19 protein-coding genes, 1 tRNA gene and 1 other RNA gene are annotated in these 15,689 nt (G+C 67.9%); 8 read left to right on the top strand and 13 right to left on the bottom strand.

Annotated features, from left to right (window positions below; genetic code table 11):
* Window positions 1–17 precede the first annotated feature (17 nt).
* Window positions 18–950: an RcnB family protein gene (locus ACP690_RS09660; protein WP_426261065.1), complete on the top strand. Its 933-nt coding sequence runs from the start codon at window positions 18–20 to the stop codon at window positions 948–950.
* Between the two features lie 83 nt (window positions 951–1,033).
* Complete coding sequence (locus ACP690_RS09655) at window positions 1,034–1,714, top strand: 2OG-Fe(II) oxygenase (RefSeq protein WP_043059446.1); 681 nt, start codon at window positions 1,034–1,036, stop codon at window positions 1,712–1,714.
* A 209-nt stretch (window positions 1,715–1,923) separates the two neighbouring features.
* Here ACP690_RS09655 and ffs read toward each other — a convergent pair.
* The 5 genes from ffs to ACP690_RS09630 form a co-directional block, all read right to left on the bottom strand.
* Window positions 1,924–2,017: signal recognition particle sRNA small type (ffs, locus tag ACP690_RS09650), an RNA gene on the bottom strand.
* 43 nt (window positions 2,018–2,060) lie between these two features.
* Window positions 2,061–2,384, bottom strand: coding sequence for a hypothetical protein (locus tag ACP690_RS09645; RefSeq protein WP_294284407.1), 324 nt, complete (start codon window positions 2,382–2,384; stop codon window positions 2,061–2,063).
* Window positions 2,385–2,585: 201 nt separating this feature from the next.
* On the bottom strand, window positions 2,586–2,894 hold the full coding sequence (locus ACP690_RS09640) for a 2Fe-2S iron-sulfur cluster-binding protein (protein WP_426261066.1): 309 nt from the start codon (window positions 2,892–2,894) through the stop codon (window positions 2,586–2,588).
* Window positions 2,891–3,952, bottom strand: coding sequence for a cysteine desulfurase family protein (locus ACP690_RS09635; protein ID WP_426261067.1), 1,062 nt, complete (start codon window positions 3,950–3,952; stop codon window positions 2,891–2,893). The genes ACP690_RS09640 and ACP690_RS09635 overlap by 4 nt, the downstream gene beginning before the upstream one ends.
* Window positions 3,949–4,965, bottom strand: a complete 1,017-nt coding sequence (locus ACP690_RS09630) for a cysteine desulfurase family protein (RefSeq protein WP_426261078.1) — start codon at window positions 4,963–4,965, stop codon at window positions 3,949–3,951. Before ACP690_RS09630 ends, ACP690_RS09635 begins: the two co-directional genes overlap by 4 nt.
* Window positions 4,966–5,098: 133 nt before the next feature.
* On the opposite strand from ACP690_RS09630, the gene ACP690_RS09625 reads away from it, so the two are divergent.
* On the top strand, window positions 5,099–5,755 hold the full coding sequence (locus ACP690_RS09625) for an alpha/beta hydrolase (RefSeq protein ID WP_043059448.1): 657 nt from the start codon (window positions 5,099–5,101) through the stop codon (window positions 5,753–5,755).
* 329 nt (window positions 5,756–6,084) lie between these two features.
* On the opposite strand, the gene ACP690_RS09620 is transcribed toward ACP690_RS09625, so the two are convergent.
* From ACP690_RS09620 to ACP690_RS09610, 3 genes are read right to left on the bottom strand one after another with little or no spacing between them, the layout of a single operon-like run.
* A complete protein-coding gene (locus ACP690_RS09620) occupies window positions 6,085–6,264 on the bottom strand; it encodes a hypothetical protein (protein ID WP_017977875.1) in 180 nt (59 codons plus the stop codon).
* Window positions 6,264–6,587 (bottom strand): YbaB/EbfC family nucleoid-associated protein, encoded by a 324-nt coding sequence (locus ACP690_RS09615; protein WP_018251134.1) that lies wholly within the window; start codon window positions 6,585–6,587, stop codon window positions 6,264–6,266. The genes ACP690_RS09620 and ACP690_RS09615 overlap by 1 nt, the downstream gene beginning before the upstream one ends.
* Window positions 6,584–8,233: a DNA polymerase III subunit gamma/tau gene (locus tag ACP690_RS09610; protein ID WP_426261068.1), complete on the bottom strand. Its 1,650-nt coding sequence runs from the start codon at window positions 8,231–8,233 to the stop codon at window positions 6,584–6,586. Before ACP690_RS09610 ends, ACP690_RS09615 begins: the two co-directional genes overlap by 4 nt.
* 83 nt (window positions 8,234–8,316) lie before the next feature.
* Between ACP690_RS09610 and ACP690_RS09605 the strand changes: the two genes are divergently transcribed.
* The 4 genes from ACP690_RS09605 (at window position 8,317) to ACP690_RS09590 (ending at window position 12,573) form a co-directional block, all read left to right on the top strand.
* Window positions 8,317–8,586 carry a hypothetical protein gene (locus ACP690_RS09605; protein ID WP_426256889.1) on the top strand — a complete coding sequence of 90 codons (270 nt, stop codon included), beginning with the start codon at window positions 8,317–8,319 and terminating at the stop codon, window positions 8,584–8,586.
* Between the two features lie 77 nt (window positions 8,587–8,663).
* Window positions 8,664–10,418 carry a single-stranded-DNA-specific exonuclease RecJ gene (gene recJ, locus ACP690_RS09600; protein WP_426256890.1) on the top strand — a complete coding sequence of 585 codons (1,755 nt, stop codon included), beginning with the start codon at window positions 8,664–8,666 and terminating at the stop codon, window positions 10,416–10,418.
* A gap of 56 nt (window positions 10,419–10,474) precedes the next feature.
* A tRNA-Glu gene (locus ACP690_RS09595) sits at window positions 10,475–10,549 on the top strand.
* Window positions 10,550–10,635: 86 nt separating this feature from the next.
* On the top strand, window positions 10,636–12,573 hold the full coding sequence (locus tag ACP690_RS09590; RefSeq protein WP_426289669.1) for a DUF6538 domain-containing protein: 1,938 nt from the start codon (window positions 10,636–10,638) through the stop codon (window positions 12,571–12,573).
* Here ACP690_RS09590 and ACP690_RS09585 read toward each other — a convergent pair.
* The 4 genes from ACP690_RS09585 to dinB are packed head-to-tail and all read right to left on the bottom strand — an operon-like array spanning window position 12,570 to window position 14,651.
* Window positions 12,570–12,845, bottom strand: a complete 276-nt coding sequence (locus tag ACP690_RS09585) for a hypothetical protein (protein ID WP_426256892.1) — start codon at window positions 12,843–12,845, stop codon at window positions 12,570–12,572. The genes ACP690_RS09590 and ACP690_RS09585 overlap by 4 nt on opposite strands.
* On the bottom strand, window positions 12,842–13,012 hold the full coding sequence (locus ACP690_RS09580; protein ID WP_426256893.1) for a hypothetical protein: 171 nt from the start codon (window positions 13,010–13,012) through the stop codon (window positions 12,842–12,844). The genes ACP690_RS09585 and ACP690_RS09580 overlap by 4 nt, the downstream gene beginning before the upstream one ends.
* Window positions 13,009–13,572, bottom strand: a complete 564-nt coding sequence (locus ACP690_RS09575) for an alpha-ketoglutarate-dependent dioxygenase AlkB (RefSeq protein ID WP_426261070.1) — start codon at window positions 13,570–13,572, stop codon at window positions 13,009–13,011. Before ACP690_RS09575 ends, ACP690_RS09580 begins: the two co-directional genes overlap by 4 nt.
* Entirely contained in the window at window positions 13,569–14,651 is a 1,083-nt protein-coding gene (gene dinB, locus ACP690_RS09570) for a DNA polymerase IV (protein ID WP_426261071.1), read from the bottom strand. The genes ACP690_RS09575 and dinB overlap by 4 nt, the downstream gene beginning before the upstream one ends.
* Before the next feature lie 133 nt (window positions 14,652–14,784).
* Between dinB and ACP690_RS09565 the strand changes: the two genes are divergently transcribed.
* Complete coding sequence (locus tag ACP690_RS09565) at window positions 14,785–15,066, top strand: DUF427 domain-containing protein (protein ID WP_426256896.1); 282 nt, start codon at window positions 14,785–14,787, stop codon at window positions 15,064–15,066.
* Here ACP690_RS09565 and ACP690_RS09560 read toward each other — a convergent pair.
* Window positions 15,059–15,556, bottom strand: coding sequence for an SOS response-associated peptidase family protein (locus ACP690_RS09560; RefSeq protein WP_426261072.1), 498 nt, complete (start codon window positions 15,554–15,556; stop codon window positions 15,059–15,061). The genes ACP690_RS09565 and ACP690_RS09560 overlap by 8 nt on opposite strands.
* Window positions 15,557–15,689 lie beyond the last annotated feature (133 nt).

The following is a 15,689-nucleotide window of genomic DNA, read 5'->3' as shown; positions in this document are numbered from 1 at the left end:
AAGGACGAACGTTCGTCATGAAGAGCGTGATCAAGGCGTTGCTGGCTGCATCGATGCTGATGCCGGTTGCGGTGCAGGCGCAGGAGGTGGGCGAGCGCGGCCCTGGCGGTCCCGGCCGTCGTGGCGACTGGCAGGCGCCGGGTGGCCCGCGCCCCGACGGTGGTCGTCCGCCGCTGTCGGCCGAGGTCGGCGTGGATGCCCAGATTCGTACCGAGCGCCCGCAATGGCGCGGCGAGCGCCCCGGCGGCCCCGATGGCGGTCAGTGGCGCCGCGACCGCCCCGGCGGCCCGGACGGCCAAGGCCCTGCGCCCGGCCCGGATCGGCGCCCCGGCCCCGATGGGCAACGCCCCGACTGGCAGCGGCCGGATCGCCCCGATCCCGGCATGGAGCGCCGCCCCGACTGGCAGCGTCCAGGCCGGCCCGGACCGGGCATCGACCCGAGTCCCCGCCCCGACTGGAACCGCCCCGGACCGGATCGTGCCGATCAGGATCGCCGCGACCGCGAACAGCGCGACTGGCAGCGGCGTCAGGACATCGATCGGCGCTGGACCGAACAGCGCGGCTGGGATCAGGGATGGAACCAGCGTGGCCGCTTCGACCGGCGCAACGACTGGGGCCGTAATGATTGGGGCCGTAACGACTGGGATCGGGGCTGGCGCAACGACCGGCGCTACGACTGGGCGCGTGAGCGCGCGGCCAACCGCGGTGTCTTCCGCCTGCCGCGCTATTATGCGCCGTCGGGCTGGGGCTATGGCTACCGCCGCTTCTCGATCGGCATCTCGCTGGCGCCGCTGCTCTTCTCGCAGAGCTACTGGATCGACGATCCCTTCGTCTATCGCCTGCCCGAAGCCTACGGCCCGTATCGCTGGGTGCGCTATTACGACGACGCCTTGCTGGTCGACGTCCGCAGCGGGCTGGTGGTCGATGCGGTCTACGGCATCTTCTACTGATCGATCGGCAGGATGACGGGAGGCCCGGTGGCGACATCGGGCCTCTTGTCTTGTCCCTATCCCGACGGCATTTTCCCCACGCCATGTTCTTCCGCAAGAAAGCCGCCGCCCCCTCGCCCGCACGCCGCGACACGGGTCGCGCAGTCGCCACCCGCCTTGCCGCCAATCCGCAGGTGACGGCGGCCGAGGTGTCGGGCGTCGAGCTGTTCTACCACCTCGATTTTCTCGATGCCGCGCAATGCGACACGCTGATCGCGATGATCGACGCGGACCGCCGGCCGTCGTCGCTGCTATCCGACCGCCCCGAATCGGATTTTCGCACCAGCGAAAGCTGCGACATGAACCGCTATGCGCCAGAGGTGCAGCCGATCGACGAATCGATCGCCGACCTGCTCGGCCTGCCGCATGAGAAGGGCGAGACGATGCAGGGCCAGCGCTATGCGCCCGGCCAGCACTTCCGCGCGCACCACGATTACTTCCACGACACCGAAAGCTATTGGCCGCAGATCCAGGCGTCGGGTGGGCAGCGGACGTGGACCGCGATGATCTACCTCAACGACGTCGCCGAAGGCGGCGAAACCTGGTTCCCGCAGGCCGGCTTCAAGATCGCACCGCGCCGCGGGCTGCTGCTCGCCTGGAACAACATGAACCCGGACGGCACGCCCAACACGCTGACGCTGCACGAGGGCATGGATGTGGTGGAGGGCACGAAATATATCGTGACCAAGTGGTTCCGCGAAGGATCGTGGCTCAAGCGGGGATAAGGCTCCGGCCCGCCGAACACCCGCCCCCCATACTCCGTCACACCGGACTTGATCCGGGGTCCCGCTTCTTTTGCGCACACAGATCAGCAGAGCGATCCGCAGAGGATCGCCGCGATTAAAGGCTCAATAAACAAAAAAAACATCATGGCGAAGCCATGACGTCGGACGGTGCTCTGCACCAGCGGCCGCGCAGCATGCCTCGCACGCTGCGGTGGGAGCCGGGACGACCCGCGGCGAAATCGTTGCGGCTGCTTCCTTCCGGACCTGACCGGGTTGGCGACGACCACGTCCGCCCGACTCCCGCGGCGCATATGGCGGGGTCGGGCGGCAGGATCAAGTGGTCAGATCAGCGCCATACGCGGAAGCAGCGCCGCACCGGTCCGTAATAGCCCGGCTGCAACCGGCAGACGACGCGGCTGCGGCCGTAGCCATAACCGGGACGACCCCAGCCCGGCCCGCGATCCCAGCCGGGACCACGATCCCAACCGCGGTGGCGACCCGGCCCACGATCCCAACCCGGACCGCGACCCCAACCGGGTCCGCGATCCCAGCCCGGTCCGCCACGCGGGCCATGCCAGCCGTGCGGCCCAGGAGCGGCCTCGGCCGGGGCGGCGGCGACGACGGTGCCCGCGGCGAGCGCGGCGGCACCGAATAGAGCGACAAGCTTCATGATCGAACACTCCCTCTCATGAACCCGCCAAAGCGGGCATGAGAGTACAATCGCCGATCCGCGATGCACGATCCCTGAACCCGTCGTTGTCCAACCGTCAGGAAAGACGGGAGCATTTTGGTGGGAGCAACGATGAGATTCGCAGCGCTTCCTCATCCGTCATCCCGGACTTGATCCGGGGTGACGGTGGAATCTACACCCCTACCCCGGCACCCGCACCGTCAGCCCGTCGAGCGCCGCACTTAACCGGATCTGGCACGCCAGCCGGCTGGTCCGCGTCGCCTGCGGCACCATGTCGAGCAGGTCTTCCTCCTCCTCCCGCGGCCGCGTCAGGCGACCCGCATCCTCGGCCGCGACGATCACGTGGCACGTTGCGCAGGCCATATCGCCATCGCACGTCCCCTCCAGCGGCTGCCCGTCCGCCTGCGCCACATCGAGCAGCCGCGCGCCCTCGACGCCCCGTGCCTCGCGCACGCTGCCGTCCGCCCCGATGAACCGCACCCGGATCATGCCGCCCCCTGCGCCCGCGCCGCCGCGGCGATCGCCTCCAGCGCCTGCTCCAATTCAACCTCAGTCGTGTAGCGCCCCCAGCCCAGCCGGACGCTCGACCGCGCCTGCGTTTCGCTCAGCCCCAGCGCGCGCAGCACATGGCTCGACCGCCCCGATCCGCTCGCGCACGCCGACCCCGCCGAAAAGGCGATGTCGCGACAATCGGACATCAACCGCGCCACATCCAGCCCGTCGCACCGTACGTTGAGATTGCCGCGATAGCGCGGCTCGACCGTACCGTTGATCGTCCACCCGCGCAGCCGCTCGACCGCTCGGCCCCACAATCGCTCGACATGCGCTGCGTCTGCGTCCCACCGCTCCGCCATCAGTCGCGCTGCCACCCCGAAGCCGACGCAGAGCGCGGGCGACAGCGTGCCCGATCGCCCGCCCTCCTGGTCGCCACCGTGCAGCAGTGGCGCCAGCGTGACGCCATCGCGCACCCACAGCGCGCCGATCCCCTTCGGTCCGTAGATCTTGTGCGCCGACACCGCGACCAGATCGACATGTTCCGGAATCGCCACGCGACCATAGCCCTGCACCGCGTCGCACAGCATCAGCGCAGACCCGGCATGCGCCCGCGCGGCGAGCTCGGCGATCGGTTGCACCACCCCGATCTCATTGTTGACGAGCATCGCCGCGACCAGCCCACCCTCGGCCGACACGTCCGCCGCTGCGACCAGTCCGCCCTCACCGACGCCTAATACGGAGGCCGACCGCCCCGACGCCCGCACCGTATCGAGCACAGCGGCATGTTCCGTCGCCAGCGTGACGATCGCCCCCTGCGTTCCCTTGATCGCCCAGTTGAGCGCCTCGGTCGCTCCGCTGGTGAACACCACGCGCCCGCCCGGCGGCAGCAGCGCCGCGACCTGCGCGCGCGCCACCTCGACCGCCGCCTTGGCGGCCCGGCCGGGACGGTGCGGCGAATGCGGGTTCGCGTGCTGATCCGCCAGCCACGGCAGCATCGCCGCGAGCGCTTCCGGCGCGAGCGGCGTCGTCGCCTGATAATCGACGTAGATCACGGCGCCCGCCGCATCTGCTTCGCCATGGCGCGCCAGGCGGCGATGAACGCGTCCACCTCCGCCTCGGTCGTCGTGCGGCCGAAGCTCACCCGGATCACCTCGCGCCCCGCGTCCGCGCTCCAGCCCATCGCGGCGAGCACATGGCTCGGCTTCATGCTCCCGCTCGAACAGGCACTGCCCGCCGAGACTGCAAAGCCGGCGCTGTCGAGCAGGATCAATTGCGCCGCCGCCGCGGATCCGCGCAACCGATACGAACCGATCGCCGGATGCCGCAGCGCGCCTTCCGCGACCACCTCACCGCCCGAGCGCCGGATCGCATCGTCCAGCTTCGCCCGCAGCGCGCCATGATCCGGCTCCGGCTCGGCCAGCGCGGCGGCATAGCCCAGCACCCCCGGCAAATTTTCGGTGCCGGGCCGGTAGCCCCGCTCCTGCCCGCCGCTCGGATGCAGCAACGCCAGATCGCGCACCAGCAGCGCCCCCACACCCGGCGGCCCGCCGCGCTTGTGCGCCGACAGTGCAATCATATCGGCAAGGTCGGCCAATTCCACCGACGCGGGCATCTGCGCCGCATCGACGAGCAACCATCCCCCCGCCGCATGCACACGCTCGGCGATCGCCGCCAGCGGCTGGCGCACCCCCGTCTCGCTGTTCGCCCATTGCACGCAGACCAGCGCCGACCCCGCCGCCACCATCGCCTCCAGCGCCGCAAGATCGACCAGCCCGTCGCGGCCCACCGGCACCACACCCGCATCGCCCCCGGCCCTCAGCGCGGCATCATGCTCCACCGCGGTCATCAGCCGCCGCGGCGCGGTCGTCCGCCCCAGGGCGATGCCGAGCGACTCGCTCGCCCCGCTGGTCAGGATCGTCTCACCCCGCCAGCCATGCGCCGCCGCGATCGCGCGCCGCGCCTCCTCCAGCGCCGCGCGCGCCGCGCGCCCTTCGCGATGCGGCGACGACGGATTGGCCCATAGATCGACCCCCTTCGCCACAGCCGCCCGCGCCGCGGCAGTCATCGGCGTCGTCGCGGCATGATCCAGGTAGAGACGGTCGGGCAGGATTCGTTCCAATTGCGAAAACGGGTGTGCGGCCTATATAGCGCGCAACATTCTGCGCATACCCGCGCGCCCCTTATCTGTGGCGAGACCCATGCCCGAAGTCATCTTTCCCGGCCCCGAAGGCCGCCTCGAAGGGCGTTTCGCCCCCGCTCCCCGTCCCCGCGCACCGGTCGCGATGATCCTGCACCCGCACCCCAGCGCGGGCGGCACGATGAACAACCGGCTGGTGCAGGAGCTCTACAAGACGTTCCAGCGCCGCGGCTTCGCGACTCTGCGCTTCAACTTCCGCGGCGTCGGCAAGAGCCAGGGTACGTTCGACAATGGCGTCGGCGAACTCAGCGACGCGGCGAGCGCGCTCGACTGGGTGCAGAGCTTCCACCCCGAAGCCTCGACCACCTGGATCGCGGGCGTCAGCTTCGGCGCGTGGATCGGCATGCAGCTGCTGATGCGCCGCCCCGAAATTCGCGGCTTCATCTCGGTCGCGCCGCCGGCGAACATGTACGATTTCAGCTTCCTCGCCCCCTGCCCCTCGTCGGGCATCATCATCCAGGGCGAAGCCGACGAGGTCGCGACGCCTGGCGCGACGCAGAAGCTGGTCGACAAGCTGCGCACGCAGAAGCACATCACCATCCACCACGACACGATCCCGAAGGCGAACCACTTCTTCGAGAACGAGACGCCCGAACTGATGCGCTCGGTCGACAATTATCTGGATATGCGGCTGGACCCCAATTCGCCGATCCGGTGAGGCTGGCGGCAGCGGAATAGCGGCACGCTAATCCGCGTCTCGGCCGCCAGCCCGGCCAGCGGGGCGCAGCCCCGACTGACGGCATAGGCTTCGCCTATGCCGGGCAACCAGCGGTTCCCAAATTCCTCCCCCGCCAGGGGGAGGTGGCACGCCGAAGGCGTGACGGAGGGGGAGGATACGGCGCCCCTATCCATCGCCGCGGCACCGGGCGTACCGCCGCCACGAGGCTCTGAAATTCCGAGCACAGGGCGTCCCCGGAAACGCCCCATCCACCATTCGCTGCGCGAACGCTCCCCCTCCCCCGCTAAAGCGAGGGAGGACCTACAACATCACATCTGCCAGATCAGCACATTCCCCAGCAGCACGGCAGACATCACCAACAGCAGCACCGCCTTCTTCCGGTCGCCGCCCCGCGCCAGCAGCGCGCCGCCGCCGATCAGGCAGGCGAAGCACCCCAGCATCGCGATCGCCGGTGCGGCACGCGCGACCGATCCCAGCGGTCCGTCCATCAGAACGGCAGCTTGAAGCCCGGCGGCAACGGCAGGCCGCTCGTCATCTTCGACATTTCGGCGCCCGATGCCGCATCCGCCTTGGCCCGCGCATCGTTGAACGCGGCGGCGAGCAGGTCTTCCAGCATCTGCTTCTCGCTCACCTCGATCAGCGAATCGTCGATCGCGATACCGATGATCCGGCCCTTGGCGGTCGCCTTCACCTTTACCAGGCCGCCGCCCGACACGCCCTCGACCTCGATCGTGTCGAGCTGGTCCTGCGCCTTTTGCAGTTCGCTCTGGACGTTCTGCGCCATCGCGAGGATTTCATCGAGGTTCTTCATGCCACACTCCGTTTACCGGGCCAGGTTTCCAGCTCCGCGTCGGGAAACGCCGCCAACGCCGCCTGCACCAGCGGGGTCGCCAGGATCGCCTGTCGCGTCGCTTCTTCCTCGGCCTTGTCCTTCTCGCGCAAGGTAGGCGCGCCGGGCGCATCCTCCAAGGCTATCTTCCAGACCTGCCCGGTCGCGCGCTTCAGCGCATCGGCCGCATCGCGCAGCGTATCCGCCGACATCGGCCGCGATCCGCTGAGGATCAGTTCGGGCGGTTCGTACCGCACGACGCGCGCGCCATAGCCCAATTGGGCGGCGACGGCGTGATGCCCCTTGTCCTCCAGCATCGCGACCAACGCCTCGAAGTCCGCCGGCATGGCTGGCTTTTCATCGATGGCCGCAACCGGCGCAGGCGCCGGGGCCGCCGCCGGGGCGGACGCGGGCGCAGCGCCACCAATCTTGCCGCTCGCGATCTGCTTCGCCAACTCGCCCGGATCAGGCAGGCTGGACGCATGGATGACGCGCAGCAGCGCCATCTCGGCCGCCTCGATCGGCAGCACCGCCTTGGCGACCTCGTCATGCCCCTTCAGCATCAGCTGCCACAGCCGGTGCAGCGCTGGGAAAGAGAGGCTCGCCGCCCATTCGCTCCGCGCCTGCCGCTCCTCGACCGGCTGCGCCGGGTCCTCCGCTGTACCGACCTTGGCCAGCGTGATGCCGTGTACCGTCTCCAGCAACGCACGCAGCACCGATTGCGGATCGACGCCATAGTCATATTGCCGCCGCAGGCTGGCGAGCGCACCCGCCGCATCGCCGGCCAGCAGCAACGCCATCAGGTCGCGCACCGCGCCGCGATCGGACAGGCCCAGCATCTGCCGCACCGCCGCCGCGGTCACGCCGCCACCTTCCAGGCCAGCATGCGCGATCGCCTGGTCCAGGATCGACAGGCCGTCGCGCGCCGACCCCTCCGCCGCGCGCGCAATCAGCATCAGCGCTTCCGACTCCGCCTCGACGCCCTCTTCGCGACAGACGAAGGCGAAATGCTCGGCCAGCTGCTCCGCCGAAATGCGGCGCAGGTCGAACCGCTGGCAGCGCGACAGCACCGTGATCGGCACCTTGTTCACTTCCGTGGTGGCGAACAGGAATTTGACGTGCGCAGGCGGCTCTTCCAGCGTCTTCAGCAGCGCGTTGAACGCGTTCTTCGACAGCATGTGGACTTCGTCGACGATGTAGATCTTGTAGCGCGCGCTGACCGCGGCATAGCGCGCCGCATCGATGATCTCGCGCACGTCGTCGACGCCGGTGTGGCTGGCGGCGTCCATCTCGATCACGTCGATGTGGCGCCCCTCGGCGATCGCGCGGCACGGCTCGCACACCCCGCACGGATTGATCGTCGGCCCACCCTGCCCATCCGGTCCGACGCAGTTCAGCGCCTTGGCGATCAGCCGCGCGGTCGACGTCTTGCCGACCCCGCGCACCCCGGTCATCAGAAACGCATGCGCCAGCCGGTCGCGCTTGATCGCATTGCCCAGCGTTGTCACCATCGCATCCTGCCCGATCAGCTCGGAAAAGGTCTGCGGACGATATTTGCGCGCGAGCACGCGGTAGGGATTCGCCTTCGCAGGCTGGGGCGGTTCGCCAAGGTCAAAGGAATCAGCCATCACGTTCCTCTATAGGAGCGCAAGGGGTTGGTGTCGAAGGGCGGACGCTGGTGCAGACGCCTGCCGCCGCGTAGACTCGCGCGATGTCACTCGCGGCCCATCTGCTCAACGCCTTCGCGTCCACGTTGCTCATCGCGCTCGTCACCCGGCTGGTGCTCGGCCGGTTGGCCCCGCGCCTGCCCGCGGCATTCGGCGGCTTCATGCTCGCGTTCGGCTACGCCATCGCGCGCTACACTGGCAATGCGCCGTTCGGGGGCGAGACGGATGCGCTGGTGATGCGCGGCATTGGCACGCTCGCCGGGTTTACCGTCCTGTGGCTCTGGTGGTTCCGCAGGCGCCCCGCCACCGCCTGATGTTTGCGGCCGCTCTCGGTCTGCCCTAAGGGAGACGTCGCGCGCGGCCCGCGCCCCCTTCGGAAAATCCTGCTCCCATGTCCCCCGTTCTCGGCGTTACCCACTCGATTCTCGGCCAGCCCTGGCATTGGCGCAGCCTCGCCGCCGACGGGCGTGAGGGCTTCGGCACCGACGATCTGGTGACGCAGCTCCTTCTGGCCCGCGGTGCCCCGCGCGAGGCGCTGGAGCAGCATCGCGCACCCTCGATCCGCGCCTTCATGCCCGACCCCTCGGTCTTCCGCGACATGGATCGTGCCGCCGTCCGCCTCGCCGACGCGGTCGAAGCCCGTGAGAGCATCGCCGTTTTCGGCGATTATGACGTCGACGGCGCCACCTCCGCCGCCCTTCTCATCCTCGTCCTGCGCGACCTCGGGATCGAGGCGCGCGCCTACATCCCCGACCGCCTGCTCGAAGGCTATGGCCCGTCGGGCGACGCGCTCGTCCGCCTGGCCCACGAAGGCGCCTCGCTGATCGTCACCGTCGATTGCGGCGCGCAGGCGTTCGACGCGCTCGCCATGGCGCACGCCCACCCGGTCGACGTCGTCGTCGTCGACCATCACAAATGCGCCGCCGCCCTCCCCCGCGCGCATGCTCTGGTCAATCCCAACCGGCTCGACGAGGACGAAGGCGCCGCGCACGGCCACCTCGCCGCCGTCGGCGTCTGCTTCCTGCTCGCCGCCGCGTTGATCCGCGAGCTGCGCCGCCGTGGTTTCTTCGCGAGCCGCCTCGAACCCAGACTGATCGATCATCTCGATATCGTCGCGCTCGGCACCGTCGCCGACGTCGCGCAATTGCGTGGCCTCAACCGCGCCTTCGTCGCGCAGGGGCTGAAGGTGATGGCACAGCGCCGCAACATCGGCCTCGACGCGCTGATCCAGGCGTCTCGCCTCACCCGCGCGCCGACGTGCAGCGACCTCGGCTTCGCATTGGGCCCCCGAATCAACGCCGGTGGCCGCGTCGGCCGGGCCGACCTCGGCGTACGCCTGCTCACCACGCAAGACCCCGCCGAAGCGCGCACGATCGCCGAGGAACTCGACCGCCTCAACGACGAGCGCCGCCTGATCGAAAGCGGCGTGCAGGAAGCCGCCGACGCGATGATCGCGAGCGACCGCGCGGTCGCCGTCGTCGCGGGCGAAGGCTGGCACCCCGGCGTCATCGGCATCGTCGCCGGGCGATTGAAGGAAAAGCTCGGCCGCCCCGCGATCGTCATCGCGATCGACGAACATGGCGTCGGCAAGGGTTCTGGCCGGTCGATCGCCGGCGTCGACTTGGGCGCCGCGGTACTCGCTGCCAAAGAACACGGCCTGCTCGTCGCTGGCGGTGGCCATGCGATGGCCGCAGGCCTCACCATCGCCGCCGATCAAGTCGCGGCCTTTACCGCCTTCCTCGAAGACCGCCTCGCCGCCGCCGTCACCCGTGCGATCGGCGAGCGTGCGCTGCTGGTCGACGCCGTGCTCGCCCCCGGCGGCGTCAATCCGGCACTGGTCGATTCGCTCGATGTCGGCGGTCCCTATGGCATGGGCTGGCCCGCGCCGCGCATCGCCGCCGGCCCGGTCCGCATCATCAAGGCCGACGTGGTCGGCAACGGCCACGTCCGCGCCATCGTCGCGGGCGACGACGGCCGCAGTTTCAAGGCGGTCGCCTTCCGCGCCGCCGACAGCGCGTTGGGGCAGGCGCTGCTCGCCGCCGCCCCGCACCGTCGCCTGTGGCTCGCCGGCCGCGCCAAGATCGACGATTGGGGCAGCCGCCCCGCCGCCGAACTGCATCTGGAAGACGCCGCCTGGGCCGATTGACGAAAAGAGGCTTGACCGACGGCCCCGCCTCCCCTAACCGCCCCCAACGCCTTCACGGCCCCTTCGTCTAGCGGTTAGGACGCGGCCCTTTCACGGCTGAAACACGGGTTCGATTCCCGTAGGGGTCACCATTCCAGCGATAAGTCGCGGAGTTTGACGGAAAACGGCGGATATCAACGCTTCATTAGGTGCCCGATGCTACGAAAGGGTGCTACGAATGGGGCGTCGAATGAGTCACTCGCACAAGCGCGCGAACTCGCGAAATGCATGGTTCCGGATGGATGTCCCCAAAGACATTCGTCATCTTGCCGGCAAGACGTCCTGGCAGCATTCCTTGCACACCGCAGAGCCCAACCTCGCCGCACAGCGCCGCGCTGCCTGGAGCGCCCACTACAAGGGCGAGGTGATCCGGCTGCGGATGCTTGCGGCGCATGAGGCACAACAATCCACCGACGCGCTCGTCGATCAGGCCTTCAATAAGCTGGCTCAATTCACCTGCTCGATGGATTTGGCCATCGCCGGCGAATTGCAGAAGCTCGCATCTATCGTCCGGTCGTCGTGGAGCAATGCTCATGCTCGAGCCGTGGAACGGCAGCATCTCGGCGAGGCCTGGACCAGCCTGCTCGACCCGGAACCAGCGTCGATCCCGTCGATCGACGACGATGAGGAGCGCCGCCGGTTCCAAGTGCGCGCCGAAATCCTCGAAAGCAACGCTGCGACCAGCGGTATCGTCTACCAGGAACTCGCTCGCGAGTTACTCTCGCGCGGCGTGTACGAACCGCTGTACTTCGCCATCAGCTACCTGCCCTATCTGGTCCCGGCCATCGATCTCTCCACCAAGGCTGCCTACGACCGCGTCGCGCATGCATATCTAACGCGCTTGGCCGAGCATGCGTTCGGGTCCTGGCCGATCGGCATCCGTGAAGCGCTTCGCCCCGTCGTCACGTCAACTACGAACGGCGTTGCCGCGCCAGCAATAGCGGCGACGCCACCGGCGTTTTCCGCAGCACCACCCTGCCCTACCCCGGCGCATCATCACACGTTGTCCGAAGCCTTCAGTCTCTGGCGTAGGCGCAAGCGGATCACCGGCAAGGACAAGACCGGCGACGAGTTCGCCAAGGCGATCGCGCGCTTCGAGGAACTGACCGGCACCAGCATGGTCGAAGCGATCACGCCAGCGATGGTGCGGACGTTCATCTCGCTGGTCGAGCAACTGCCGTTCCGCCCGAAGAGAGCCGTCAGCGTGCTGCCGCTGAGCGAGCAGATCGCAGTGGGGCATGCAAAAGCGTTGCCGACGCTGTCGCCACCGACCGTCGGCAAGCAGCTAACCGCCCTCCGAGCGATCCTGAGCGTGGCCAAGGATGCAGAGTGGATTACCGGCAATCCAGCGCGAGGCATCTCCGTCGAGGGAGCCGCCTGGGAGGGTGACGAACGCGACCACTTCTCGGATGAGGACATGCAGCGGATCTATGCCTCGCCGCTGATGACCGATCCCGATGCCTGCGACGACACGATGTTCTGGATCCTGTTCTTGGCACCGTTCCATGGCTCGCGCCCAGGCGAGCATTGCAAGCTCAAGCCGAGCGAGATCGTGCAGGACGATGGCGAATGGGTCATGCGGTTCCGCCGCGACCGCCGCATCCGCCCCACCGCTGCCACAAACAATGAAACGCGCCCGCGGCGACAGAAGACACGCAGCTCGGTCCGCGATGTGCCGATCCACTGGATCCTGCTCGAAGCGGGCTTTGTTGATTTCGCACGGCGGCAGCGGGATCGTGGCGCGGAGTGGCTGTTCGACGATCTCGAGGCCGACAAGTATGGTGACCGATACAAGTACCTGTCACGCCGGATCAACGACGCTTTGCGCAAGCTCGGCATCCATGAACCCGATAAGTCCTTTTACTCCACACGCCATACCATGAAGCGTGAGGGGAGGCGGCTCAGGATCGACCACCAAAGCCTCGACCAACTTGCCGGCCATGCTCCGGTGTCGGTGGGGGGCCGCTACGGACAAGGGTCATCCACCGAAACGCTGAAGGCCGACCTCGATCGCCTGGAGTTTCGAAGTGTAGCGTGGGACGACGTCGTAGCCTGTGCCCAGAAACGCCTCATCCGCCTGGGTATCACCAAAGGTGGCGCTTTAATTCAGAACTAATTTTTCAGCCGGCAATTTGGCAGCTTGACCGAGGCTATTGCATCATGCGCACGCTGTCGAGTCACGATGTCTGGATTGGAACGCGCCAGTGAACCAGACTGGCGGCGGCCATTGTGCTCTTGTCGAACAGCACAGTCAGTAACCATGACCCGGCCTGACAAATTGCCCGCGATGACCATGTGAGCGTCGGCAAATGTCGACAGCCCCACGATATGGTTGGCGGCGATGCCGTGGTACATGTGCTTAATGACGAAAAGCGGTGCATGGATCAAGCAACGCTTAATACGCGAAGGCCTCTCCACCGCTTGAAGCCGACAATCCCGATCTGGCAGATGCTGCTCACCTGCGAGCAGGACGTCTCGACGTCGACGACGACGAAATCGGGTGCGTCGATGCCGCCGGCCTGCTCCGTCACGAGACTTCCCGTCACGCCGGTCATCGCGTGTCTGCCAGGCTGCGGAAGGTGATCGACCAGCGCGGTCGTTCCATCGGTGCGATGCTATGCTCCCATTCGTGTCGTGCGGGGCCGGTCATGTGATAGCCACCGCGCGGGTCGAGCGGCACCAATACGCGCTCGAACCCGTCGCTGCGCCGGCGCCGGAAGCGCATGGTGGCAGGCTCGCCGAGCGACAGGCCGACGACATGGCCGTAGATCGGCCGGTCGCGATGCCAGCCAATCCCCGCGCCCGGATCGTAGCGGATCAGCAGCGCCTGGATCAGCGCTGCCGGTGCCAGCCCGGCGAACCCGGCCGCGCGGTCGCGGATGGGGAGCAGCCAGTCCGGCATCGGCGGGGCGTCCTTGGGGCGGCCTATCTCGAAATCGTAGCTCCAGCCGAAGGATGTCGTCAGCCGCTTGCCCGTCCAGCCCTGGAACCGGAACGGCGCGAGATCGGTGGCATCGATCCGTTCGATCAGCAGGCGCTCCTCCTCCGCACTGATCAGCGCCGCGCGCTGTGCGAGACCCGGCAGTAGCGGCGTGTCGAACAGGTCCAGCATCATGCCACCGCCTCGACAAAGATCGGCAGTTCGTCGGCGGCATCGGTCGTCACCTCGGCGAAGTTGGACACCGTCACGCCGACCAGCCGGATACCTTTTTGCGTCGGCAGCACCGACCGAATCAGCGCCAGCGCGGCGCCGTGCAGCGCGTCGCGGCTGACGACCGCCACGGGCTGGCTGCGGCGCCGGGTGATCTGGTGGAAGTCGGCATATTTCACCTTCACCGTCACCGTCCGGCCGAACGCCTGCCGGCGCTCGCACCACGACCACACGTCGTCGGCCATCCTGAGCACGCCCGCCTCAATCTCCGCTGCCTCCGTCAGGTCGCGGTCGAAGGTCGTCTCCGATCCGGACGACTTGCGCACCCGGTTGGGATTGACCGGGCGGTCGTCCTGCCCGCGCGCGATGGCATGATACCATTCGGCGGCGCTGCCGAAATGCTGCTGCAGGAACGCCAGCGACTTCGCCTTGAGGTCGGCGCCCGTCTCAATTCCCAGCCGCTTCATCTTCTCCGCCGTCACCGGCCCGACCCCGTGGAAGCGGCTGACCGGCAGCGTTTCGACCCAGGCGGCGCCCATGTCCGGCGTCACCGCGAACTGTCCGTTGGGCTTGCGATGGTCGGAGGCGAGCTTGGCGAGGAACTTGTTGTACGAAACACCCGCCGACGCGGTCAGCCCGGTTTCGGCGAGAATGTCGGCGCGGATCGCCTTGGCGGTCAGCCAGGCGGTCTCCAGCCCGCGCTTGTTCGCGGTGACGTCGAGATACGCCTCGTCGAGCGACAGTGGCTGGATCAGGTCGGTGTAGCGCGCGAACACCTCATGGATCTGGCGCGATACGTCGCGATAGACCTCGAAGCGCGGCGGGACGAAGACGAGGTCGGGGCAGCAGCGCAACGCCGTGACGGAGGGCAAAGCAGAGCGAACGCCGAACGTGCGCGCCTCGTAGCTGGCCGCCGCCACCACGCCCCGTGCGGCGGCATGACCGACCGCGACCGGCTTGCCGCGCAAGGACGGATCATCGCGCTGCTCCACCGACGCGAAGAAGGCGTCCATGTCGACGTGGATGATCTTGCGCACCGCCATGGCGCCTTCTACCGCAGTCGGAACGGAATGAGAACATCCTGTTGGGGACGCTGGGGAATATGCACCGGCGCGCGCTCCGGCTTGACCATGGGCCCGCCCCGCCCAACCTGTACCCCTGCAGAGGAGAAGCACGATGGTTGAGGCACGGTGGAACGGCGCGGTGATTGCGAGGAGCGACGATACCGTGGTGGTCGAAGGCAACCACTATTTCCCAGCGAATTCGGTCGACCAGTCGGTGCTCCGGTCTAGCGCCACGACGTCGGTCTGCCCGTGGAAGGGCACGGCGCATTACTACAGCCTCGACGTCGATGGTGCGACGAATGCCGACGCCGTCTGGTACTATCCCGACCCGAAGCCAAAGGCTGAGGCAATCCGAGACCGGGTCGCCTTCTGGAAAGGCGTGACGGTCAGCTGACGCCCATCAGCTGCGACGGATATGCCGTCAGCAGCCCCACCGTCTCCTGGACGAGCGCAGTCAGCCAGCGTTGCTGATCCTCGGCCAGCAGGATGACCGGCATCGCCTTCGGGTGCTTGGGCGCGACCAGCGGGTTGGGCTCGGTCGTGCAGAAGGCGTAGACGCGGTCGTGGTCCTGGTCGAACTTCCACAGCCCGGCGAAACACGGCGTCTGCTGATCCGCGACGGTGAACCACCAATTGGTGTCGCCGGGCCCCTGCCGGTCGGCAGCAGCCTTCGGCTCGGCGAAGCGGGTGAAGGGCACGAGGCAGCGGTGCTCGGCCTTGAGCAGCCACGGCTTCCACATGTTGCTCTGCATGTTCCGCGCGTTGGTCCACCAGTCGTAGAGGAAGGGCATCTCGCCCTCCCGCGCCGGTCGCTTGCGCGGTTTGCGGGTCGGAAAGCCCCAGCGCATCGTGCTCAGCACGCGGCTCCCGCCCTCCTGCCGCACGACGAAGCCGGGCTTGTGGATCGGCGTGGAAAAGGGACCCCGTTAGCGGGGTGATCGGCGTCGAAAAGGGACCCCTCATCCTGGTGTTCTAGGCTGTTCGCTTGGCGGTGTGTCAGGCGGCGAGATCGGGATG

Source organism: Sphingomonas sp. DC4900 (genome assembly GCF_049896485.1).
Lineage (GTDB): Bacteria > Pseudomonadota > Alphaproteobacteria > Sphingomonadales > Sphingomonadaceae > Sphingomonas > Sphingomonas aquatilis.
Note: the sequence above shows the minus strand (reverse complement) of the source record. Positions and strands in the feature narration are given on the sequence as shown.

Excerpts from the sequence above, each read along its gene's own strand:
- ACP690_RS09660 (WP_426261065.1), top strand. The coding sequence starts at position 18 with ATGAAGAGCGTGATCAAGGCGTTGCTGGCTGCATCGATGCTGATGCCG.
- ACP690_RS09655 (WP_043059446.1), top strand. The coding sequence starts at position 1,034 with ATGTTCTTCCGCAAGAAAGCCGCCGCCCCCTCGCCCGCACGCCGCGAC.
- ACP690_RS09645 (WP_294284407.1), bottom strand. The coding sequence starts at position 2,384 with ATGAAGCTTGTCGCTCTATTCGGTGCCGCCGCGCTCGCCGCGGGCACC.
- ACP690_RS09640 (WP_426261066.1), bottom strand. The coding sequence starts at position 2,894 with ATGATCCGGGTGCGGTTCATCGGGGCGGACGGCAGCGTGCGCGAGGCA.
- ACP690_RS09630 (WP_426261078.1), bottom strand. The coding sequence starts at position 4,965 with ATGACTGCCGCGGCGCGGGCGGCTGTGGCGAAGGGGGTCGATCTATGG.
- ACP690_RS09625 (WP_043059448.1), top strand. The coding sequence starts at position 5,099 with ATGCCCGAAGTCATCTTTCCCGGCCCCGAAGGCCGCCTCGAAGGGCGT.
- ACP690_RS09620 (WP_017977875.1), bottom strand. The coding sequence starts at position 6,264 with ATGGACGGACCGCTGGGATCGGTCGCGCGTGCCGCACCGGCGATCGCG.
- ACP690_RS09615 (WP_018251134.1), bottom strand. The coding sequence starts at position 6,587 with ATGAAGAACCTCGATGAAATCCTCGCGATGGCGCAGAACGTCCAGAGC.
- ACP690_RS09610 (WP_426261068.1), bottom strand. The coding sequence starts at position 8,233 with ATGGCTGATTCCTTTGACCTTGGCGAACCGCCCCAGCCTGCGAAGGCG.
- ACP690_RS09605 (WP_426256889.1), top strand. The coding sequence starts at position 8,317 with ATGTCACTCGCGGCCCATCTGCTCAACGCCTTCGCGTCCACGTTGCTC.
- recJ (WP_426256890.1), top strand. The coding sequence starts at position 8,664 with ATGTCCCCCGTTCTCGGCGTTACCCACTCGATTCTCGGCCAGCCCTGG.
- ACP690_RS09590 (WP_426289669.1), top strand. The coding sequence starts at position 10,636 with ATGGGGCGTCGAATGAGTCACTCGCACAAGCGCGCGAACTCGCGAAAT.
- ACP690_RS09580 (WP_426256893.1), bottom strand. The coding sequence starts at position 13,012 with ATGACCGGCGTGACGGGAAGTCTCGTGACGGAGCAGGCCGGCGGCATC.
- ACP690_RS09575 (WP_426261070.1), bottom strand. The coding sequence starts at position 13,572 with ATGATGCTGGACCTGTTCGACACGCCGCTACTGCCGGGTCTCGCACAG.
- dinB (WP_426261071.1), bottom strand. The coding sequence starts at position 14,651 with ATGGCGGTGCGCAAGATCATCCACGTCGACATGGACGCCTTCTTCGCG.
- ACP690_RS09565 (WP_426256896.1), top strand. The coding sequence starts at position 14,785 with ATGGTTGAGGCACGGTGGAACGGCGCGGTGATTGCGAGGAGCGACGAT.